We start from the raw sequence: 20921 nt of genomic DNA on the forward strand, positions 1-20921 counted from the left end.
TTTGTATTATGATTAGAAGCAAAATTCAAATATTGACAGGACTAGGAATGGGCCTACTGATGATGGGATGTAGTACTTCCAACATCATCACTGCCCCACCTATTAATTACTCTAACAGCAGCTCTAAAGTTGCGGAACTAACAGATCAGGAATCCCGACATTGGGGTCATCTAGATTTACAGCAAGATACCATCCCAGGAATGAGTGTGGATCGTGCTTATACCGAACTTCTAAAAAAGAAAAAAGGCGAGGAAGTGATCGTTGCGGTGATTGATTCGGGGATAGACCTGGATCATGAGGATATTCAGGAGGTAATCTGGACCAATGCGGATGAAAAACCTGGAGATGGCATTGACAATGACGGAAATGGTTATATCGATGACATCCATGGCTATAATTTCCTTGGTGAGTCTTATAACGAGCAGATGGAAATGGCAAGGATCCTCCGGTTAAAAATTGGAGATGAAGCCTATCAAGCTGCTGCCAGAGCCAAACTAAACGAGATGCTTCCTGAGGCAGAAGCCGGTCTTCCTCAACTCAAACAGGTGGAAGCAATGCTGACCCAGGCAGATAAGAATATCAAGGAATCTTTAGGAAAGGAGAACTATTCTCTAGCTGATCTGCAAAACTATCAGCCAAAAAATCCGCAAGAGGAAAGGACAGTGGGCATGCTGATGCAGCTCATAGGCATGGGAGAAGAAATTCCAGCCACGATCAAGAATATTCAAAAGGGAATCAAGTACTACGAAACTCAGGTGAATTATAATCTGAATGTGGATTTCAACGGAAGAATCCCTGTGGGCGATGATCCTTATGATATATCAGATGATCAGTATGGCAATGGAAACCCGGATTCCAGGTATCAAGATGAAAGCCATGGTTCACACGTCGCCGGGATCATAGCAGCTACCCGAAACAATAAAAAAGGAGTAGATGGAGTAGCTTCTAATGTAAAAATCATGTCAGTCCGTGCCGTTCCTAATGGTGATGAATACGATAAGGATATTGCATTGGCCATACACTATGCGGTAGATAATGGAGCTAAAGTCATCAATGCCAGCTTCGGTAAGGGATTTTCACCGAATTCAGAATGGGTATATGAAGCATTAAACTATGCAGCTTCAAAAGATGTATTATTCGTACAGGCTGCAGGCAATGACGGTATCGACTTGGACTCTCCGGAGAATCCGGTTTTCCCAAATGACCATAAATCCCAAACTCAGGAATTCGTGGATAATTACCTGACTATTGGGGCACTCACCCCGATGTTTGGAGAAAACATGGTAGCTTCTTTCTCGAATTACGGGAAAGAGAATGTGGATATCTTTGCACCAGGGGACGAGATTTATTCCACCATGCCTGATAATCAATATGAATTTCAAGGCGGTACTTCTATGGCAGCTCCTGCAGTTACGGGTCTTGCGGCAATGATCCGCTCTTATTTTCCGGATCTTTCTGCGGCACAGGTGAAACAAGTCATAATGGATTCAGGCATTCCCCTTGCAGTAGAAGTTCATGTAGGCGGTCCTGAAGGCCCGGTAAAATCCTTCTCGGAAATCTCGAAATCCGGTAAAATCGTCAATCTCTACAATGCCTTGATTTTGGCTAGTGAGGTGGCCAATGGAAATGCCAGCTTATAAAGCTTTGATTCCATAAGCCTTTTCAATCAAAAGAGCCCATCCTGTTTTCACAAGATGGGCTCTTTCATTTATTGATTTCTGCTGATCGCTTTTTAGCTACAAGCAATTTTATTGACTCTGTTTTGATGTCTTCCCCCTTCGAAGTCCGTGGTCAGGAAGGTCTCAGCCAATTTTTCAGCCAATTCATAAGAAATAAAACGAGCAGGAAGGGCAAGGACATTCGCATTATTATGTTGTCTTGATAAGGCTGCCAAGTCCTCATTCCAGCAAAGTGCTGCGCGGATTCCCTGATGCTTATTGGCTGTGATGGCTACGCCATTTCCAGATCCACAGATCACAATCCCCAATTCATACTCACCAGCTTCAATTGCCGTGCTCAAAGGATGCACATAATCCGGATAATCCACTGAAGCATCAGAGAAGGGACCAAAATCCTTTACCTCATAGCCTTGTGACTCCAGTTTGCTGATCATTTTAGCCTTGTATTCAAAGCCTGCATGATCTCCTCCTATTGCTATTTTCTTTGCCATAATTAGTAAATTTATATAAGCTTCGATTTCGAGACTCTTGTCTCTCAAGTACTCAGCCTGACTTTTTTGTCATCCTGAGCGCCTGTCTGCCGAAAGGCAGGGAGTCGAAGGATATCTTAAACCTTAATCTCGATTACCCATTGCATCACGTGCTTCTTCCTCAGCTTGTCTGATCGCTCTTTTCTTCTCCAAGCGCTTTGCAATACGGATTCCAGCCTCATAAAGGACCAAAATAGGCATGGCAATCAAAATCTGTGAGATTACATCCGGCGGAGTAATGATGGCCGAAAGCACCAAAATAACCACGATCGCATGTCTTCTATACGATTTTAGCATTCCAGAGGTCACCAATCCTGACATAGCCAAGAAGTAAACGACTACGGGTAGCTGGAACATAATGGCAGAAGCCAGCACCAGCATAGTCAGCGTAGAGATATACGAGGTAATATCAAACTCATTCAGAATGGAAGGATCCAACTGATAATTTGAAAGGAAGTTGATCGAAAGTGGCGAAAGGATAAAGTATCCAAAAGCTGCTCCCATAAAGAACAACAAGCTCACAAAGAATACGGCTCCTCTGGCTGCATTCTTCTCCTGGTCATAAAGTCCAGGGCTGATGAATCTCCATATTTCCCAGAAAACAAATGGGAATGAAACAATAAATCCCACCACAAAACTCGAAGTCATGTGCATGGTAAACTGTCCAGTCATTTGCCTACTTTGAATCGTAAAAGGCAATTCATCAATACAGAGTGCTGGTACACCAATGTAATCACTGATATTACAAAGCCATCTATAAGTGACAAAATCCACCTTGGAAGGACCAAGGATTACGATTCCAAAAACAATGCTTTTTGCTAAAAAAGCAATAACTGTAAATATAAGGATTGCAGCAACGGAGCGGAGGAGGTGCCATCTAAGTGCCTCCAAATGGTCCAAAAAGGACATTCCTTCCTCTTCTTCGTCTTGGTATTGATCTAACGCCACGGGTGGTATCTAAATTCTAGTACAATGGAAACTGATTCATCCAAGCATTTACCTCGCTACGGATGTTTGCCAACTCGGCTTCATTTTCATGATTATTCAATGCCTTGTCTATCAAAGCAACGATTTTTTTCATATCATCTTCTTTCAGGCCTCGGGTAGTGATTGCGGCAGTACCTACTCGCATTCCTGAGGTTACAAAAGGAGACTTGGTATCAAATGGCACCATGTTTTTATTGATGGTAATATCCACTTTGCCTAAAGTCTGCTCTGCAATTTTTCCTGTAAGATCTTTATTTCTAAGGTCAATCAACATCATATGATTGTCTGTTCCTCCAGAAATAATCTGATATCCTAAACTTACGAACTCTTCAGCCATTACGGATGCATTCTTTTTCACCTGAAGTACATATTCCATGTATTCATCAGAAAGTGCTTCTTCGAATGCAATCGCCTTAGCTGCGATGATATGCTCTAATGGACCTCCTTGAGTACCTGGGAACACTCCCATATCCAACAAGGCTGACATTTTCTTTATTTCTCCTTTTGGAGTGGTAATACCCCAAGGGTTATCGAAATCTTCACGCATCATGATCAAACCACCTCTAGGACCTCTCAAAGTCTTATGAGTAGTCGTAGTCACGATATGGCAATGCTCCAATGGATCATTCAACAAACCTCTTGCAATCAAGCCTGATGGGTGAGAAACGTCTGCCAAAAGAATGGCCTCTACCTGATCGGCAATCTCTCTAAGTCTTGCATAATCCCAATCTCTTGAATATGCTGAAGCTCCACAAATGATCAATTTTGGCTTTACTTCTAAAGCTTTCTCCTCAACCTTATCGTAATCAATGGTACCCGTCTCTTTTTCTACCCCGTAGAAATGTGGTTCATATAGTTTCCCGGAAAAGTTAACCGGAGAACCATGAGTCAAGTGTCCACCATGGGAAAGATCGAATCCTAAAATAGGATCACCTGCTTTTAAACATGCCAATAATACAGCGGCATTTGCCTGTGCACCGGAGTGCGGCTGAACATTGGCCCAGGTAGCACCAAAAAGCTTCTTAGCACGATCGATCGCCAATTGCTCGATCTCATCCACCACTTCGCATCCTCCATAATATCTTTTGCTAGGTAAGCCTTCAGCATATTTGTTTGTCAATACGCTTCCAGCAGCTTCCATCACTTGCTTGCTGGTGAAGTTTTCTGAGGCAATCAGTTCGATTCCTCTCTTTTGTCTGTCCTCTTCTTGGCCAATCAGGTCAAAAATCGCCGTATCTCTTTTCATTTTCAGGGGTTTGATTGCGGATTTTCGAAGAAAATTGAACTGCTCAGGCAGTTCAAAAACGAGCCCAAAAATAGTCTGAAAGTCTTGATATTCCAATCCAAATACTGCTTTGATCAAAGAATGAAGAATTCCTTTTTGGGAATTGTTATTTTTGAGGCATGTTTAACTTTAAATTCAGGCCCGAAAGCTACTTTCTAGAGGAAGTTACCTCGGTTTTGCTGGTCAAGCTAAAATACCCAGAAAGTCAGTGGGGAGAGCAGATCAGTATCTATGCCCATTGGATGGAAAGGAAAATTCACTTTGAAGCGGTGGATTTTTATGGAAATGACTTTGTCTTGTATCCATCCTCGTCTGAGGAGCCATTGGATTTTGAAGATATGGTTTACCTGCTTGAAAGCCTTCAGGTCAATCAGGATGAGGTAGAAGGGAATGTAGAATTAACACTTTACGGCGTACCAAAAGCCGAAAGTGAATTCTATCCGGAGCTGGAAAAATATTTTGATGAAAAAAGAAAGGAATCAGGTCTGACTTAAAAGTCTAGCGTGGCCTGATTCAAATGATTGACATAATGGGACCTAAACCAATATTCATAGGTTGAAAAATCCACACATTCGTTTAACTCTATTCCTTGAAAAGGAATTTTCTTCACAGAGTTAACGGGCAACCAGGATTTCAGCTGTGCAGCTTGTTTGACGCTCAACTGCGATAATTGAATCCATTTTCCGCCTTCAATACAAATTGGTACAAGTTTCGTCATAGTAAACTGATTGATCTTTCCAAAAGTATACTGATATTCAATACGATACAAAAATTTTAAATTAAATCTATGTTAATTACAATTTACCAATCCCAAGCGACTATATGATACCTGTAATCATAGCCATCGTGGGACTTTTATTGGGTTTATTTCTACAGCATAGAAAAGGTTTTGATGCAGAAAAAGCCACGAAATGGACTAATTTTTATCTACTCAACATAGTACTACCGGCATTAGCCCTTTTATATATTCCACAGATCAAAGCAGAATGGAAGCTTTTGATCCCGATCTCTGCGGCCTGGTTTACTTTTATACTTTCCTGGGTAATATTTGGTACCCTTGGTAGAGTCCTTCAATGGGACAGAGGTCTTACAGGCTGCCTGATTATCGTCGCAGGGTTGGCAAATACTTCCTTTCTAGGCTTTCCTATTGTGGAGGGATTGTATGGAAAAACGGGAATGCCAGTGGCCTTATTGATGGATCAGGGAGGATCCTTTTTACTGGTTTCCTCTTTGTCTATCATAGTAGGCTCTCTCTACAGTGAGCAGGAAGGAAATTTGCGTCAAATTCCTCTAAAAATACTTTCTTTTCCACCCTTTGGCTTTTTGATGGGCACCCTAGTGATGAGTATTTTAGAAATCCCTACGCCGGAATTTCTAATGCCGATTTTGAGACTTATTGGAAGATCCATGGCTCCTATGGCCCTATTTGCCATCGGACTCAAGTTTTCTCTGGACTTTGAGTCCATTAAATCCAAGTATTTTTGGTGGGGTATGGGCTACCGCTTGATTCTAGCCCCTTTCATAGTTTGGCTTATTTACCAAAACTTCATGGACTCATCCAGCCTTACTTTCAAGGTTACGGTTTTGGAAAGCGGAATGGCTCCCATGATAACAGGCTCAATTGTAGCAATTAGCTTTAATCTAAGGCCTAAACTTGCCACCTTGCTAGCTGGTTTAGGCATCCCTATAGCAGGTATTACATTACTGGCCTGGTATTATTTCCTAGGTTGATTAGTTCCAGATAGCTTGGATTTGCTTCGTTAACTCTTCCTGAATTTTAGTATTGGTGGCGATAATCTCTCTACCAAAGATATAATCCTTTCCACCTGAAAAATCGGTGACGGTTCCTCCTGCCTCTTGGACTATCAATGCTCCTGCAGCGACATCGTAAGAGTTCAGGTTATATTCAAAGAATCCTTCTATTCTACCAGTAGCCACATAGCATAGATCGGTTGCAGCACTCCCAAATCTCCTTACACCATGGGTTTTCTGCATCATGATCTTTAAAGCATTCAAATACTTATCGATCAACTCAAAATTGTAATAAGGAAATCCTGTAGCGATCAGTGAGCTTGCCAAATCCGGTGCTGGGCTCACCTTAATTTTAGTGTCATTACAAAATGCTCCTCCACCTTTCATGGCATAAAAGCACTCATGTCTATTCACTTCGTAAACTACTCCGAGGATAACCTCATCATATTCCATCAAAGCTATGCTTACCGCAAAAACAGGAATGCCATGGATAAAGTTAGTCGTGCCATCCAATGGATCGATTACCCAGTTGAATTGCTCTGCCTGAGTGGTATTGGTTCCTTCCTCAGTAATAAATCCTGCTTCTGGTAAAATCTTCTCCAGTGCATGGACAATTTTCTTTTCTGCCTCTTTATCCACATAAGAAACCAAGTCATTGAATCCTTTGTGCTCCACTTTTCCCAAATCAAAATGCTGACGCTCTTTCCTGATAAAAGATCCGACTACTTTGGCAACTTCCTGGGTCTGCTCTAATAGATTTGTTAGTTTTTCTTGGCTAATCATAAAGCTAATAAATAGGCTAATTAAGATTTTGGGTTCTTCCCTGCCACTACGAGAACAATTTCTCCTTTGACAGGATGTGTTTGATAATACGCTATAAGTTCCGCCAAAGTCCCTCTGGCATTCTCTTCATGGATTTTAGTGAGCTCTCTGGAGACACAGGCTTGCCTATCCGCACCGAAAGCCTCAGCAAGTTGCTCCAAAGTTTTCATAATTCTATGAGTAGACTCATAAAAAACCATGGTTCGCACCTCATCGACCAAGCCATCAATCCTCGTCTTCCTTCCTTTTTTATGAGGAAGAAAGCCTTCAAAAATAAATCGATCATTGGGAAGACCACTATTTACTAAGGCTGGTACAAAAGCAGTAGGCCCTGGAAGTGTCTGAACATCCAAACCTGCAGCGAGTACTTCTCTCACCAACAAAAACCCTGGATCAGAAATCGCAGGCGTTCCTGCATCAGAAATTAGAGCAAAATGTTCACCATCCTTCATCCGTTGAACCAATTTTTCAACGGTTTTATGCTCATTGAATATATGATAGCTCTGCAAGGGTCTAGAGATCTCCAAATGCTTCAAAAGCTTGCCACTGGTACGTGTGTCCTCAGCAAGTATCACATCAGCTGCTTTTAAGACCTCTATGGCCCGCAATGTGATGTCCTGAAGGTTTCCTATTGGAGTAGGAACCAAATACAAATTAGGAAGAGTAACCTCGCTCATCAGATCAGTTCGTCAATGGCCTTGGCTAGTTTATGGTCTTTCTCTGTGACAGTATTTCCGGCATCATGGGAGGTAAGTGCAATATCTACTTGATTATACACATTACTCCAATTGGGATGATGCTGCTGAGCCTCTGCCAAAAATGCCACTCGGGTCATGAAAGCAAAAGCTTCTTGAAAATCCTTGAATTCAAATGATTTTGTAAGTTGATTATCTACTTCTTTCCACATCGTTTTTTTTGTTTAAAGTGAAATAATACCCTCGATTTTAGAAGCTTTCTCGTAAATATCGATGACCTGATCTGAAGTTTCCACCATAGACTGAATGGTAGTACTCACGTATTTTCCACCTGTACTGGCCTTGGTTTTGATTTCATGCTTAGGAAATAAAAGGGCAATCTCATTTTCCCGTCCCGAAGGCACAATAAATTTAAACATATAAAGCATGGGAAACTGGCCTGAAGCTTCTAGTTTCTCTTTGAATTTTACTTTATCAAATTTCTTATCCATAAGTCAAATCCTGAAATTATATCAAAAGGGTTTAAACAAAGAACCCATGCCGTTTGGCATGGGTTCCGATGGTGGTCCTTTTATTTAAAAGAATTTATATCGATAATCCTTTACGCCCACTAGCTCTTGCAAGGCCATCATGATCTGGTAAGTAGATCTCTGAGCAGCTCCTTGAGTCAGTTGACGCTGGAAAGCAGTGTAATCACCAATCTCTCCTGCTGGATTCTTGCTATTTAATTTTCCTACGATCACACCTACATCTTCACGAATAGGAGCAGTCAAGTCTCCTGAATTCTGCAATCCGAAGATTGCTCCGATTGCTCTAGGTGCAAATCCAACTCCAGGAATAACTGAAGCACTCAACTTCAAGTCTGGAGTAGTATTAAGAGATGCATCTGGGTAAACAGACTGCATTTCTTCCAAAGTAGCTTTTCCTTTTAATTGCTCAGCAATCATAGCCGCTTTCTTCTCATTTCTTACTTGGGTCTCAACCTGAGTACGAACATCAGCAAGCTCAACATCGCCTTCTTCTTTTTTGCTGATCAAAGACGCTACGATATAATTATTGTCTAATTCAAATACTGGAGAAACCTCATCTTCTGAAGCCTCTGTGAAGGCCCATCTGATGACCTGTCTTGCATTCTGGATGTTATTGATGTTTCTGGCTGTAGCATTGACATTGCTAGCTTCCAGCACTCTGTAACCATCTGTAGAGGCATTCTCTTTAAACTCATTTCTGTTTCCACTGGAAGCAGCAAAAGAATCCGCCATTCTGAAAGCTTCATTACGAGTAGCATCACTTGCTACCAACTCACGCTCTAACACTGCAAGCTTTGTGTAGGTAGTCAAAGGCATACCAGTTACTTCCACAATATGGAAACCATATTCAGTTTCTACCAAGTTGTTGATTAATCCTTCAGATTTTGCAGCAAATACCGCTTCTGCAAATGGCTCCACAAAGTCAGCCTTCTTAAAGTATCCAAGATCACCACCATTTTGGGAAGTTCCATCTTGTCCATACTGGCTTGCAGCCAAAGCAAAGTTTCCTCCACCTTTAAGGTCTGCCAATACTTCTTCCGCCTGTGCTCTTACATTCGCTTTAGCAGCATCGTCCATTCCTTCAGTGCTAAATAAGATATGAGAAGCTCTCATTCTTGCAGCACCTTCATACTGGTCGGAGATTTTATAAGAAACGTAAGAAGAATTTGTCGTAACAAAAGGTCCATAAGTTTGACCTGCCTCTACCTCATCCACATTGGAAGTTAATCCTACTGGAAGTTCAGCTCCTGGCTGATAAGTAAAGAATGGGAATTGGGTCTCAGAATTTCTGACTACAAAAGTGGAATCATTATCACTATTTCTCAATTCCTGAGTCAAGCTGTTCATCTCAGAGATAACCTCTGCTGAATCTTGGCTTGATGGCTGAATGCTAAAGCTTACATATTCGATGTTTGCACTAGAACCAGTCTCAAACTTGCTCTTATGCTCGCTTAGGTAACTCTTCATTTCACTTTCGCTTACTTCCACTGCAGAATCTGCAATGACATAATAAGGAACGAACAAATGAGAAACGTCAGCTACGGTGTTTGCAGCTTCGTATTCAAACTTTGCTTCATCGGTAGTTGTGTACTCAGAAGTAGCAAGCATGTTGTCATACTTGATTCTTAATCTTGATTCAGCAAACATCTGCTCTTGCTGAGCCCAAAATGCTTGTTGAGTTGGATCAGCTGTCTCAAGAGATTGTAAGAATGAAACCAATTGAGTTTTGTCAAACTGACCTGTTTGAGGATTGATTAATTGCTGACGTATCTCAGCAACAATATTTTTTCCCTGGACCATGTCCACTAGCTCCGCATCAGAAATTTCCAATCCAAGTTTTTCATATTCTTCTTGGAATACGTTTTCCACGATCATCGCCTGCCATGCCTGCTCTCTCACTGAAAACATCTCTGGTTCGGAAGGAGTTCTTCCAGTTCTTTGCTGAAAGGACATTTTAAATTCCTCCACTTTGGCTGAATATTCCTCGTATGAGATTTCCTCACCTCCGATTTCACCAACAATGTTTTGATTTGAATTCAGAAGGGTGGAGTTTGGACTTAGCAAGTCTCCTCCCAAAAGGAATAAAATCAACCCGCCGGCAATAACGCCGATTGCGAGACCAGTTCTCTGTCTTATTTGTTTAATTAACGCCATTAGTATTTCTACGCTTTTTTAGAAGTGTCGCAAAATAATAGCATTAGTGGCGAAATTCAAAATATATTCTGAATCAAACCTTTATCTAAAAAATCCCTGAACTGTTGATTTTCAGCTTAACGGTGTCAATTCTATGGTCTTGTTTTGACACAACGGTAAAGGTATATGCCCCAAAAACGACCGACTCGCCTTTCTTAGGCAGGTTTTCCGTCAAAGAGAGGATCAAACCTGAGAGCGTTTCAAAATCTCCGTATGGTAATTCCCATCCATATTTATCATTTAAATAATCTATCTCGTGACGTGCACTTAACAAATATTCATAGTCTCCGGTCTTTTGTTCGATCAAATCATCGTTGTCATATTCATCTTCGATCTCTCCAAAAATCTCTTCAATGATATCTTCCATGGAAACAATTCCACTCGTTCCTCCAAATTCATCCACCACCAAAGCCAAGCTTTTACGTTCCTGAATAAATTGAATTAACAACTCATTGGCCAAGGCAGATTCCGGAGCAATGATAATTGGAGTCAGGATATCTTCAATAGATTTTGGCTTTTTGAACAACTCTAACTGATGACAATAGCCAATAACATCATCGATGGTTTCTCGGTAAACAATCACTTTGGAATGTCCACTTTCAGCAAAAATCTGCTTTAGGTCACTGATGGAATCTTCTATTTCAACTGACACAATATCCGTTCGAGGTACCATGCATTCCCTCACGCGAACAGTCTTAAATTCTACAGCATTATCAAAAATCTTCGTATCGATCTCCACATTCCCTTCTTCCTTTTCCTGTGTGAGGTGGTTTTGGATAAAACTATTCAGGTCAGTAACGGTAAAAACGGGTCGGTCCTCGCTGTATTCCAGACGTAAAATTTTTGTGATAAAAAACCTGGACATTCCTACCACAGCCCATACAATGGGGTACATCAGATAATAGATCACCAAAAAAGGCACGGCAAAAAACGCCAACATGCTATTGGGATTCAATAAAAAGATGCTTTTAGGAAGGAATTCTGCTGTGATCAATACCAAAATAGTCGATAAGATCGTCTGCAATATCAAAATGATGGCTTGATTGTTAAAACCATCCGGAAGCCACATTTTTAAAGGGTCTTCCAGTAGATAGGCCATAAAAATACCATACAATACGAGTGAGACGGTATTGCCCATAAGAGTGGTCCCAATAAACTGCCCTGGCTTATTGGCAAAATTACTGAGCACTCGCCCAACGAGGGCTCCTTGCTTATTTTGAAGCTCGATTTGCAGTTTATTAGAAGAAACGAAGGCAATCTCCATTCCTGAAAAAAATGCAGAAAAAAGCAATGTAATAATGACGTAGATCAGATAGGAAATCTCCATGCTTAATGCTTTTTCCTTTTTTTAGATTTTGGCTTTGGTTTATTGGGCTCTTTTGGGGCGTTTGTCCTCCTATATTGAAACCAAAATAGTAAGGCTACCGCAAACATAAAAATAGCATAGGAAGCTTCTACTCCTATGGTAAGACTTAAATGTATTCCTATGATAATAAATGCTAGCGCAAGGGATAAAATAAGGACGTCTGCTAATTTCAATTCTCTACTTTTAATTTAATTTCCTCCGACCTTTACTGTATCTCTTTCACCAGGAAGCAAGGTTCGGCTATCTTTGATGTTCCTAAGCGTGTAATTGGAAAAACCTTCATCAGCTTCCATTCCAGTTCCATTAAAAACCGTCTGTCCATCACGGACTGTCACAAACTTTTCCGTATAAATTTTTTTGTCATTTGGGTTCCAAAATATCTCTTCAGCTTTCAGAGACTGGTCTTTGACCAAGTTCTCAACTTGCACATCACCCACTCCTTTATACAGATTTTCATCTCTTAAGTAAAATCCTTTATCAGCTCTAAAGGTCGTGGTGACATTTCCATCTTTATCAAAAAACTGAATATCCACTCCCTCAGGAAATTCCCTATTTCCATTGGCAAACTCTAATTGCAAAGGAGCTTTGATATGGGATCTTATGACGGTAGAATCACTCTGAACCAGATCAAAATTCTTTGCACTGTTGACTGGGCCATCATAAACCTGCAATTCGGTAGCTCCAATGTCCTCTCGGCAGGAGCTGAAGCCAGTTAGGGCGACTACTAATACTAAAAGAAGATTGACTGCTTTCACGTTACAAATGTAATTGAAAAATAAATGATTCTTGCCCGACTCCATCTGGAGCTGTTTTATTTATGAACTATTAACAACGTTCATAAAAATCAAAGGTTTTTGATTCGGAAGTAAGATAGCCTTTAGTCTCAGGGAATTTTCCAGGACGAACTCTTAATTGCTAACAACAAAAAAAGGACAGTCCCATGGAACTGTCCTTAATATTATTTTTTGTACTGATTAGTCTCTGGTAGCCAAAGTTACAGTTTCACCAATCCAACATCCAGTGTTGATGGTCTGTCCTGGCTGTAAACTTTCAGTAAACAATTCTTCTTTAGAAGGGAATCTAGCCTTGGCGTTTGCCATTCCAGTATTGTCACCTGCTCTTTGATAAGCATTGTATGCTGCAATGTAGATAGAGTAATCTTTTGCACGGCTTTCTCCACCTTTACAGTCGTTAATTGAACTCATGTACATGTCAGCAATCAATTTCCAAGAATCTTTGCTCTTAGATTCATCTAGGTTAGCCGCTTCCTTAGCAGCTGTTCTAGCAGCAGATTTCTGACCTTTAGCACCATATAGTTTTGCCAATTCAAACTGAATCTCTGCTTTCTGAGCATCATTTTCAGCTAGAGTCAAGGCTTTGTCTAATACAGGCTCTGCCTTCTCATAATCCTTCTCCTGAAGATATCTCATCGCTCTTACCTGAGAAGTAGCAAAGGTTGGGTTTTTAGAGTCAATAATCTCCAATGCTTGTAAGAAAGCATCAGAAGAGAAACACTTGTACTGAACAGAATATTTGAAAATCTGATTAGCCAATTGCTCATTTCCAGGATCAGCGACTAATTTTGGACCCATCGTGTTCTCGATAAAGTCACAGTCGATCAACTCCATCGCAACAAGAATTTGCTCTGTAGTACTTTTTGGTCTTGAAACATCTGTTCCTGCAGCCGCTGCTTTGTCTAAGTCGGCCTGGATAGCGTTATAGATACCCAAAACTTCTTCTGGAGTATAAGCTTTGTTATAAGCATTGTTTCTATATACTGCATCAAAGTAAGCAGAATAAAGATCCGGAAGAGAAAGTTCTCCGTTTAGCTCAATAGCTCTCTGGAAATCTCCTACTACCTCAGGAAGTTTTTCTTTTACATTCTTATAATAGCCATAGCCATAATAAGCTTTATTCTCGATCCATTTTGGAGCGTTGTCATAAAGTTCTTCTCTTTTATTATAAAGAGCGATCACAGAGTCCTGATAAACTCTTTTTTGAGCTTCATCCGAAACTTCATCAGCTGCACCATTATAAATTTTGGTACCGTTGATATAGATAGATTCGTTCAATTCAGGAACATTTACCAATAACCAACTTAATGGCTTGGTTGCATCAACATACTGCTCCGACTTCATGTAGTCAGTGTATGCTGCGTTCAATTCTCTTGCTTTGGCTTCTTGCGCAGCGTCAGATGGCCAATTCCATCCGTCTTGCGCTTGAACCACGCCGGCCATAAGGATGGCCGCTAGACCTAATAGGGTTGATTTAATTTTCATGGTTATTTATGCTTTAATCAAATACTCGTTTATAGAACCAACTGTTGTCATTAAGTGAAAATCCTAACGTGAAATTCATATAATTTTCTTGGACGAGGCCATTCTCTGTAGTTCCTCTTGTCCCTAGCTTCATCGCGAAGTTCACTAATGAAAGCTGGTTTACTGGGAATGAAACTCCAAAGTTGATGCCAATATCATTAATATTTGTTTGGTTCAGATAATAAGGAGTCTGCAAATATTCCACTCCAAAACGGTAAGTAGTCCTTTTGAAATAGTTATCTATTGCTTGATAATCTGGTACTATCTGAAAACCTAAGCCAACTTTTATAGCTTCTTTCAATGCTAATTCTTCTCCAAAAAAGGATTCGAACTTATTGAAATCCTGAATTTGTCCCTCCAAACCGAGGGCGAATTTATTCATTTTTTCAAAAGTTACCCCAAAACCGATGCGATTTGGAATGTATATACTGCCTTTTTCATTGTCAGCGATCAAATCCCCGTCTGAATCCGGATCGCTAGCTTCATCAACATTTCCCAATTTGGCAAATGCTTTTCCATTAACATTTCCAAGATTCTGATAAATGGCACCAAAGTGTAAACTATTCTTTTCGGAAACCTTAGCTACGTAGTGAGCTCCGAATTTAAAGCCAATATCACTAACTGTTAATCTTTCATAATATTCTGAAGAATTCCCTACCGGGTTATCATTATCATTCAAAATCGTCAGTTGGTTGTTTCTTATCGTCGAGCCAAATAAATAGGATGCTTGTGCTCCGACACTCAGTCCTTTCGCAACTTTAACCCCTAAATTTAAATAAGCTTCAGTAATTCCACCATCTCCTACAATATAGTTATAGGCTCTGAGATCAGAATTTTCTACCTGACTGTTGATTTGAAGTCTATAATTCACAGAGGTAATCTGATTTAAACCTAAGCCCATGGTCACTCTACCTGACTTTAGGGGAAGAGACATAGCTACATAGGATAAACCTCCACCGTCTACATCTTCTTTCTCAGAACCATTATCAGCATTGATCTTTTTGTAGTTCAATGCAGCCTGAAAATTAAAGACAGTGTTATATGTACTCAATGCGGGATTGACCACATTCACATTCCAGCCAGTTCCATAACTAATTCCAAGACCTCCCATTCCTTGATTTTGGGTTAATCCGGAGTAATTAAACTCCCCGATGCCCAATGCACTATAGGTAGAGGCCGAAGACTGCGCTTGGACTTCAGAAAATAAGAAAAGGGTGCAGATTACACCCAGCAATTGCAATTTGATTTTACTCAACATTGTGGTTTAGAATACTATTCAATCCGCGAAGGACTAAATTTTGGACTACAAATATGTGGTCTTTTGCTAATGTTTCAAAAGAAAGAGCGTCTCCACCACAAACAAAGACCTTTAATTGTGGATATTTTTGCTCATATTTTTGGATTTGGCCAAGAATCTCGGCTTCCACCCCATACCAAATTCCGATTTGCATACAACTAATCGTATCGGTACCAATGAAATTTTCTGGCCTTTTCTCCAAATCCACCAGAGGAAGACGTGCAGTTAAGGAATTCATTGCTTTCGCTCGCATCAACATTCCAGGACTGATGGCACCCCCTCGGTAGATATCATTTTCATCTACTAAGTCAAAGGTCATACAGCTTCCCATATCAATAACTAAAATGGGACCTTTACCCGCTAAACTCCAGCCTCCAACTGCGGCGGCCATCCGATCAAGCCCCAAGGTAGCAGGACTTCCATAGGCATTGCCAATAGGAAACTTTATTCCTTGCTTGAGAAACAGAAAGTCAAATGGTAACTGTATTTTAATATCCTTCTCCGACCATTTGACGGAGCTTACCATGCAGCGATCAAAAGAAAGTGCTTTCCAAGCTGGAATGGCGGTAGCCAAATCAGGAAATACCGAATCCGAAAGGAGTTCATCCTCTCGAAATAAGGCAGATTTGATTCTGCTATTGCCAATATCTATGATTAGATTGTTCATGCCATCAAAATGGTAGACCGCAAAATAGGCATTAATAAAAAGAAGCCTTTTCCAGCGCGGCAAATTATCTTTGGAATGCTCAATACTTAACAAACATTAACCCATGAACACCGACTCTTACCACATGATCGGCCTGATGTCAGGAACCTCCGGGGATGGCTTAGATGTAGCCTATTGCCATTTTGAAAAAAATGAAAACTGGAATTTTGAGATCATTCGAACCCATACTTACCCCTTTCCAGAGGTCTTGGGAAACCGCTTACAAAGGTCCCACACCCTCAGTGGTTTAGAGCTTCATTTATTGGATGTTGAATTTGGAAAATGGATGGGTGAAGTAGTTCATGCCTTTTGTAAAGAAGCCCAGATTCACCCCGATGCTGTATGCTCTCATGGTCATACGGTATTTCATCAACCCCAGCATGGGCTGAGCCTTCAAATTGGCAATGGTTATGCACTTCACCAAGCTTCCCGATTGAAAGTAATCAACGACTTTAGGATGATGGATGTGCAACTAGGAGGGCAGGGAGCTCCGCTAGTGCCCATAGGAGATAAACTGCTGTTTTCTGAAATTGATTATTGCCTAAACTTAGGCGGTATAGCCAATATCAGCATGGAGCATCAAGATCAAAGGATCGCATTTGATTGCTGCCCCTTTAATTTACTTCTCAATCCCATCGCCCAGGAATTAGGGCAACCTTTTGACAGAGATGGGGTTTGGGCAAAAGAGGGGAGTATCAACCCAGATCTTTTAGCTCAGTTGAATCAGCTACCTTTTTATCAGATTCAAGGGGCAAAATCTCTGGGAAGAGAAGACATGGAAAACACTTTTGAACCCCTTCTTGCTGCCTCCAGTGCCTCTCCAAAAGACAAACTTGCTAGTTTAGTAGAGCATTATGCGATTCAGATTTCAAACATCATCAAGAATTATTCAAACACAGCTTCCCCTTCGGTATTGATAACTGGAGGAGGTGCCTACCATCAATATTTTATCGAAAGGCTGGATTTCCATCTCTCTTCGCAGTGGAATCAATACGAAGCCAGTCAAGAATTGATTGAATTTAAGGAAGCTTTAATTTTTGGCTTTTTGGGCGTACTTAAATTAAGGGGAGAAGTCAATTGTCTTGCCTCTGTAACCCATGCTAAAATGGATTCCTGCGGAGGGACTATTTACAGTTAAGAGAGAATCACCTCATTGCTATGTAGACGCTTAAATTTTCATATTTTTGGTCCAAATATAAACCCAAATAGCATGCAGGAATTATTAAAAAAATTCGAAAATAAAAAAGCAGAAATAGTATTTGAATGGAGTGACTCAGAATCAGAGGCTGAAGGCTGGGTGGTGATCAATTCACTTCGAGGCGGAGCCGCTGGGGGAGGAACCCGAATGAGAAAGGGTCTTGATAAGAGAGAAGTTGAATCCTTGGCAAAAACCATGGAAATCAAATTTACTGTTTCTGGCCCGTCTATCGGCGGAGCAAAGTCAGGGATAAACTTTGATCCCAATGATCCAAGAAAAAATGAGGTTTTAGAAAGATGGTATAAAGCCGTGATGCCTCTATTAAAAAACTACTATGGTACAGGTGGGGACATGAATGTGGACGAAATCCATGAGGTAATTCCTATCACTGAATCCTATGGGCTTTGGCATCCCCAAGAGGGAATTGTCAATGGACACTTTCATGCCAATGAGCCTGAAAAAATTCGAAAAATAGGGCAGTTGAGGCAAGGTGTTTCCAAAGTTTTGGAAGATCCTTTATTCACGCCAAATGGCCCTAAAAAATATACCGTTGCCGATATGATCACCGGGTATGGTGTAGCCGAATCGGTAAAGCATTATTATGAAATCTGGGGAGGATCCATCCGTGATAAGCGCGCAGTGATCCAAGGTTGGGGAAATGTCGGCGCAGCAGCAGCTTGCTTTCTTGCTTTGGAAGGAGCGAAAATAGTGGGAATTATAGACCGGGAAGGTGGAGTCATCCGTGAAAGCGGTTTCACCGTGGATGAAGTCAGAGAAATGTTCCTCAAAAGAGATGGTAATAAACTCGTTGCCGAGAACTTTATTCCCTTCGAAGAGATCAATGAAAAAATATGGGACTTAGAGAATGATATATTCATTCCAGCAGCCGGTTCTCGATTGATTACTCAATCCCAAGTCGAACGCATGGTCAATTCAGGGCTAGAAGTGATTTCCTGCGGAGCGAATGTTCCTTTTGCTGACAAAGAAATTTTCTTTGGACCGATTGGGGTCTGGGCGGATGAACGAGTATCTGTCATCCCAGACTTCATAGCTAATTGTGGTATGGCTCGGGTATTTGCCTACTTAATGAATGATCAGGTGGAACTCACCGATCAGGCTATATTTTCAGATGTGAGCGAGACCATTAAAAATGCATTGAAGAAAACACATCAAGAAAGTTCAAGTAAAAATAACATCGCTCAAAACTCCTTTAAAATAGCTCTAGGTCAACTCGTATAAATTTTACTAGTTAGATTGAAATCCATCCGTTAATTTATGATTAAATATTCTTTGGGTTACTTCTCAATTGGGCTCTTTCACCCAAAATCAGTAGTTTAGCAGAAACCAATTTGGGAAAGTAACCACCGGAAAATTATATTTATTTAACCGAAAAGATCGCCCAGTTTACCCTATTAACCGAATGAAGCATTTTATACTAAGTTTCTCTATACTTTTCGGAATACTCTTTCTAGGTGCGTTGCAGCCACAGATGAGCTTTGCTGAAGAGCGAGAGACCAAAGAAACTTTTCTAGCGCAGGCTGGTCAGGATACGAATGCTGAACATGCTGATGTAGAGCATAGTGCAGATGAAGATCATGGAGATGAAGTACATCATCAAGCCCCTACCTGGTTAGTCATTCCTTTCGTAGCCTTGCTATTGATGATTGCGACAGGTCCTTTATTTTATGAGCATTTTTGGCATAAAAACTATCCCAAAATAGCCATAGGACTCGCCATCTTGGTGGTATTCTATTACTTATTTGTCTTGGAAAATGTGCATAACCCCGTTCATGCACTTGCAGAATACATACAATTTATCGCTCTCCTTGCCTCCCTTTACATCGCTTCTGGGGGTATTTTGATCGAAATTGATAAAAAGGCCACGCCTTTTGCCAATGTATCGTTGCTTTTGATCGGTTCTGTTATTGCTAACCTAATCGGAACCACGGGTGCTTCCATGCTTTTAATTCGTCCCTTTATTCGATTAAATAAAGGGAATATCCAGGCATACCATATTATCTTTTTCATCTTCATGGTGAGTAATGTGGGTGGCTCTTTGACTCCGATTGGTGATCCTCCATTGTTCCTTGGGTTCTTAAAGGGAATTCCATTCTTCTGGACCCTGGAGCATAACTGGCCTGCATGGATTGTAGCCTTGATCCTTCTTGCTGTTGCCTTTTATTTCATTGACAAAAAACTGGGTAAAGCATCTGAGGATGAAATAGAACTAGAGGAGATTACTTACACCAATAAGTTTTCACTCATCGGAATGAAAAACTTTGGATGGTTATTTATCATCATCTGTTCTGTTTTTCTTGATCCAAATGTAATTGATGGAGTTCCTGCTATCGTGTATGATGGACAGAAATTCTCCTATTTAAGAGAGGTAATTATGCTTACTGTCGCATTCCTCTCATTTAGGTTTGCAGACAAAAGAGCCATCGAAGGGAATGAATTTAATTTCGAACCTATTCGTGAAGTGGCCTTTATTTTCATCGGTATTTTCGGAACGATGATGCCTGCACTGGAGCTGGTAGGAAACTTTGCTAAATCTCCCGAGGGAGCATCCTTGATCACGCATAACACCTTGTATTGGGGAACAGGTACCCTCTCCGGATTCTTGGATAATGCACCAACTTATTTGAACTTCTTGGCAGCTGCCATGGCTTCCAAAGGTGCTGATATCAATAATATCGAGCAGGTGAGACTCTTTGCAGCTGATGGTTTTCATGACTCGGCCTTTGAGTTGATGGCGATCGCGGTTGCTTCTGTATTCTTTGGTGCGATGACTTACATCGGTAACGGACCAAACTTTATGGTGAAGTCCATTGCGGAGCAAAGTGGTATCAAAATGCCATCCTTCTTTGGCTATATCATCCGCTTCTCTTTACCGATTCTACTTCCAATCTTGATTTTGATTTGGTTGATTTTCTTCGCTTTTGCTTAATAAAATCTAAACTTCGGTATACCGAAAACAATCCACCAAATGATCATTTACGAGTCCCGTGGCTTGCATATGGGCATAGATGGTCGTGCTGCCTAAAAATTTAAATCCTCGTTTCTTCAAGTCTTTGGCTAATAAGTCAGATTCGGGCGTAGTGGCAGGAGCGGGGTCACCCTTCTTCAAATTATTTTGAATGGGTTTACCACCGACAAATCCCCAAATGTATTTGGAAAAACTTCCGAATTCTTTTTGCACCTCCATAAAGCGTTGGGCATTATTGATTGCTGCTCGAATCTTTAATTGATTTCGAATGATCCCGGGATTTTGCAAAAGCTCCTGCACATATCCTTCTGGAAATTCTGCCACTTGTCTGTAATCAAAATTCGCAAAAGCCTCTCGGTATCCATCCCGTTTCTTTAGGATAGTCGCCCAACTCAGACCTGCTTGAGCACTTTCCAAAACTAAAAATTCAAAGTGGGTTTGATCATCCCAAACAGGCTTTCCCCACTCTTCATCATGGTAGGCAATGTATTCTGGAAAACCCAAACACCAGGGACAACGGGATTTTTGATCGCTCATAGCTAAAAATTTCAATTGATTGAGAATAAAATTAATGCAG

At 40.8% G+C, this 20921-nt stretch carries 21 protein-coding genes; 6 read left to right on the forward strand and 15 right to left on the reverse strand.

The window, feature by feature from the left end; all coding sequences use genetic code 11:
• Positions 1 to 8: 8 nt before the first annotated feature.
• Positions 9 to 1640 (forward strand): S8 family peptidase, encoded by a 1632-nt coding sequence (locus ALPR1_RS00370; protein ID WP_008197616.1) that lies wholly within the window; start codon positions 9 to 11, stop codon positions 1638 to 1640.
• A gap of 92 nt (positions 1641 to 1732) precedes the next feature.
• On the opposite strand, the gene rpiB is transcribed toward ALPR1_RS00370, so the two are convergent.
• The 3 genes from rpiB to ALPR1_RS00385 all read right to left on the reverse strand — a co-directional run bounded on the left by rpiB (position 1733) and on the right by ALPR1_RS00385 (position 4442).
• Entirely contained in the window at positions 1733 to 2170 is a 438-nt protein-coding gene (gene rpiB, locus ALPR1_RS00375) for a ribose 5-phosphate isomerase B (RefSeq protein WP_008197618.1), read from the reverse strand.
• A gap of 123 nt (positions 2171 to 2293) precedes the next feature.
• Positions 2294 to 3157 carry a twin-arginine translocase subunit TatC gene (tatC, locus tag ALPR1_RS00380; RefSeq protein WP_008197620.1) on the reverse strand — a complete coding sequence of 288 codons (864 nt, stop codon included), beginning with the start codon at positions 3155 to 3157 and terminating at the stop codon, positions 2294 to 2296.
• 16 nt (positions 3158 to 3173) lie between these two features.
• The gene (locus tag ALPR1_RS00385) at positions 3174 to 4442 is read right to left on the reverse strand and encodes a serine hydroxymethyltransferase (RefSeq protein WP_008197622.1); all 1269 of its coding nucleotides are present in this window, start codon (positions 4440 to 4442) and stop codon (positions 3174 to 3176) included.
• A 158-nt stretch (positions 4443 to 4600) separates the two neighbouring features.
• Between ALPR1_RS00385 and ALPR1_RS00390 the strand changes: the two genes are divergently transcribed.
• Positions 4601 to 4975 (forward strand): hypothetical protein, encoded by a 375-nt coding sequence (locus ALPR1_RS00390; protein WP_008197623.1) that lies wholly within the window; start codon positions 4601 to 4603, stop codon positions 4973 to 4975.
• Here ALPR1_RS00390 and ALPR1_RS00395 read toward each other — a convergent pair.
• On the reverse strand, positions 4972 to 5199 hold the full coding sequence (locus tag ALPR1_RS00395; RefSeq protein ID WP_040302406.1) for a hypothetical protein: 228 nt from the start codon (positions 5197 to 5199) through the stop codon (positions 4972 to 4974). The genes ALPR1_RS00390 and ALPR1_RS00395 overlap by 4 nt on opposite strands.
• A gap of 104 nt (positions 5200 to 5303) precedes the next feature.
• Between ALPR1_RS00395 and ALPR1_RS00400 the strand changes: the two genes are divergently transcribed.
• Positions 5304 to 6212, forward strand: a complete 909-nt coding sequence (locus ALPR1_RS00400) for an AEC family transporter (RefSeq protein WP_008197625.1) — start codon at positions 5304 to 5306, stop codon at positions 6210 to 6212.
• Here the strand turns inward: ALPR1_RS00400 and ALPR1_RS00405 are convergent, their stop codons facing one another.
• From ALPR1_RS00405 to ALPR1_RS00455, 10 genes are all read right to left on the reverse strand, one after another.
• Positions 6213 to 7016 carry an inositol monophosphatase family protein gene (locus ALPR1_RS00405; RefSeq protein WP_008197626.1) on the reverse strand — a complete coding sequence of 268 codons (804 nt, stop codon included), beginning with the start codon at positions 7014 to 7016 and terminating at the stop codon, positions 6213 to 6215. It lies immediately after the preceding gene.
• A gap of 20 nt (positions 7017 to 7036) precedes the next feature.
• Entirely contained in the window at positions 7037 to 7732 is a 696-nt protein-coding gene (rsmI, locus tag ALPR1_RS00410; protein WP_008197627.1) for a 16S rRNA (cytidine(1402)-2'-O)-methyltransferase, read from the reverse strand.
• Entirely contained in the window at positions 7732 to 7962 is a 231-nt protein-coding gene (locus ALPR1_RS00415) for a 4a-hydroxytetrahydrobiopterin dehydratase (protein ID WP_008197628.1), read from the reverse strand. The genes rsmI and ALPR1_RS00415 overlap by 1 nt, the downstream gene beginning before the upstream one ends.
• Before the next feature lie 12 nt (positions 7963 to 7974).
• Positions 7975 to 8241 carry a DUF493 family protein gene (locus tag ALPR1_RS00420; RefSeq protein WP_008197629.1) on the reverse strand — a complete coding sequence of 89 codons (267 nt, stop codon included), beginning with the start codon at positions 8239 to 8241 and terminating at the stop codon, positions 7975 to 7977.
• Positions 8242 to 8325: 84 nt separating this feature from the next.
• A complete protein-coding gene (locus ALPR1_RS00425; protein WP_008197630.1) occupies positions 8326 to 10434 on the reverse strand; it encodes a peptidylprolyl isomerase in 2109 nt (702 codons plus the stop codon).
• An 85-nt stretch (positions 10435 to 10519) separates the two neighbouring features.
• A complete protein-coding gene (locus ALPR1_RS00430; RefSeq protein ID WP_008197631.1) occupies positions 10520 to 11800 on the reverse strand; it encodes a hemolysin family protein in 1281 nt (426 codons plus the stop codon).
• A gap of 227 nt (positions 11801 to 12027) precedes the next feature.
• Positions 12028 to 12639 (reverse strand): LPS export ABC transporter periplasmic protein LptC, encoded by a 612-nt coding sequence (gene lptC, locus ALPR1_RS00440; RefSeq protein ID WP_008197633.1) that lies wholly within the window; start codon positions 12637 to 12639, stop codon positions 12028 to 12030.
• Between the two features lie 174 nt (positions 12640 to 12813).
• A complete protein-coding gene (locus ALPR1_RS00445; protein WP_008197634.1) occupies positions 12814 to 14118 on the reverse strand; it encodes a tetratricopeptide repeat protein in 1305 nt (434 codons plus the stop codon).
• A gap of 13 nt (positions 14119 to 14131) precedes the next feature.
• The gene (locus tag ALPR1_RS00450; protein WP_008197635.1) at positions 14132 to 15415 is read right to left on the reverse strand and encodes a hypothetical protein; all 1284 of its coding nucleotides are present in this window, start codon (positions 15413 to 15415) and stop codon (positions 14132 to 14134) included.
• Positions 15405 to 16121 (reverse strand): type III pantothenate kinase, encoded by a 717-nt coding sequence (locus tag ALPR1_RS00455; RefSeq protein WP_008197637.1) that lies wholly within the window; start codon positions 16119 to 16121, stop codon positions 15405 to 15407. Before ALPR1_RS00455 ends, ALPR1_RS00450 begins: the two co-directional genes overlap by 11 nt.
• A gap of 103 nt (positions 16122 to 16224) precedes the next feature.
• Here ALPR1_RS00455 and ALPR1_RS00460 point away from each other — a divergent pair, with 103 nt between their 5' ends.
• The 3 genes from ALPR1_RS00460 (at position 16225) to ALPR1_RS00470 (ending at position 20305) form a co-directional block, all read left to right on the forward strand.
• Positions 16225 to 17298 (forward strand): anhydro-N-acetylmuramic acid kinase, encoded by a 1074-nt coding sequence (locus ALPR1_RS00460; RefSeq protein WP_008197639.1) that lies wholly within the window; start codon positions 16225 to 16227, stop codon positions 17296 to 17298.
• 72 nt (positions 17299 to 17370) lie between these two features.
• Positions 17371 to 18597, forward strand: a complete 1227-nt coding sequence (locus ALPR1_RS00465) for a Glu/Leu/Phe/Val dehydrogenase dimerization domain-containing protein (RefSeq protein ID WP_008197640.1) — start codon at positions 17371 to 17373, stop codon at positions 18595 to 18597.
• A 181-nt stretch (positions 18598 to 18778) separates the two neighbouring features.
• Positions 18779 to 20305 carry a sodium:proton antiporter gene (locus tag ALPR1_RS00470; RefSeq protein ID WP_040302410.1) on the forward strand — a complete coding sequence of 509 codons (1527 nt, stop codon included), beginning with the start codon at positions 18779 to 18781 and terminating at the stop codon, positions 20303 to 20305.
• A gap of 6 nt (positions 20306 to 20311) precedes the next feature.
• On the opposite strand, the gene ALPR1_RS00475 is transcribed toward ALPR1_RS00470, so the two are convergent.
• Entirely contained in the window at positions 20312 to 20881 is a 570-nt protein-coding gene (locus ALPR1_RS00475) for a DNA-3-methyladenine glycosylase I (protein ID WP_008197643.1), read from the reverse strand.
• Positions 20882 to 20921 lie beyond the last annotated feature (40 nt).

This window comes from Algoriphagus machipongonensis (assembly GCF_000166275.1).
In the GTDB taxonomy this organism is placed as follows: Bacteria; Bacteroidota; Bacteroidia; order Cytophagales; family Cyclobacteriaceae; genus Algoriphagus; species Algoriphagus machipongonensis.

Excerpts from the sequence above, each read along its gene's own strand:
- ALPR1_RS00450 (WP_008197635.1), bottom strand. The coding sequence starts at position 15,415 with ATGTTGAGTAAAATCAAATTGCAATTGCTGGGTGTAATCTGCACCCTT.
- rsmI (WP_008197627.1), bottom strand. The coding sequence starts at position 7,732 with ATGAGCGAGGTTACTCTTCCTAATTTGTATTTGGTTCCTACTCCAATA.
- ALPR1_RS00395 (WP_040302406.1), bottom strand. The coding sequence starts at position 5,199 with ATGACGAAACTTGTACCAATTTGTATTGAAGGCGGAAAATGGATTCAA.
- ALPR1_RS00420 (WP_008197629.1), bottom strand. The coding sequence starts at position 8,241 with ATGGATAAGAAATTTGATAAAGTAAAATTCAAAGAGAAACTAGAAGCT.
- ALPR1_RS00445 (WP_008197634.1), bottom strand. The coding sequence starts at position 14,118 with ATGAAAATTAAATCAACCCTATTAGGTCTAGCGGCCATCCTTATGGCC.
- rpiB (WP_008197618.1), bottom strand. The coding sequence starts at position 2,170 with ATGGCAAAGAAAATAGCAATAGGAGGAGATCATGCAGGCTTTGAATAC.
- ALPR1_RS00460 (WP_008197639.1), top strand. The coding sequence starts at position 16,225 with ATGAACACCGACTCTTACCACATGATCGGCCTGATGTCAGGAACCTCC.
- ALPR1_RS00405 (WP_008197626.1), bottom strand. The coding sequence starts at position 7,016 with ATGATTAGCCAAGAAAAACTAACAAATCTATTAGAGCAGACCCAGGAA.
- ALPR1_RS00475 (WP_008197643.1), bottom strand. The coding sequence starts at position 20,881 with ATGAGCGATCAAAAATCCCGTTGTCCCTGGTGTTTGGGTTTTCCAGAA.
- ALPR1_RS00400 (WP_008197625.1), top strand. The coding sequence starts at position 5,304 with ATGATACCTGTAATCATAGCCATCGTGGGACTTTTATTGGGTTTATTT.
- ALPR1_RS00470 (WP_040302410.1), top strand. The coding sequence starts at position 18,779 with ATGAAGCATTTTATACTAAGTTTCTCTATACTTTTCGGAATACTCTTT.
- ALPR1_RS00455 (WP_008197637.1), bottom strand. The coding sequence starts at position 16,121 with ATGAACAATCTAATCATAGATATTGGCAATAGCAGAATCAAATCTGCC.
- ALPR1_RS00385 (WP_008197622.1), bottom strand. The coding sequence starts at position 4,442 with ATGAAAAGAGATACGGCGATTTTTGACCTGATTGGCCAAGAAGAGGAC.
- ALPR1_RS00415 (WP_008197628.1), bottom strand. The coding sequence starts at position 7,962 with ATGTGGAAAGAAGTAGATAATCAACTTACAAAATCATTTGAATTCAAG.
- ALPR1_RS00370 (WP_008197616.1), top strand. The coding sequence starts at position 9 with ATGATTAGAAGCAAAATTCAAATATTGACAGGACTAGGAATGGGCCTA.
- ALPR1_RS00430 (WP_008197631.1), bottom strand. The coding sequence starts at position 11,800 with ATGGAGATTTCCTATCTGATCTACGTCATTATTACATTGCTTTTTTCT.
- lptC (WP_008197633.1), bottom strand. The coding sequence starts at position 12,639 with ATGGAGTCGGGCAAGAATCATTTATTTTTCAATTACATTTGTAACGTG.
- ALPR1_RS00425 (WP_008197630.1), bottom strand. The coding sequence starts at position 10,434 with ATGGCGTTAATTAAACAAATAAGACAGAGAACTGGTCTCGCAATCGGC.
- ALPR1_RS00465 (WP_008197640.1), top strand. The coding sequence starts at position 17,371 with ATGCAGGAATTATTAAAAAAATTCGAAAATAAAAAAGCAGAAATAGTA.
- ALPR1_RS00390 (WP_008197623.1), top strand. The coding sequence starts at position 4,601 with ATGTTTAACTTTAAATTCAGGCCCGAAAGCTACTTTCTAGAGGAAGTT.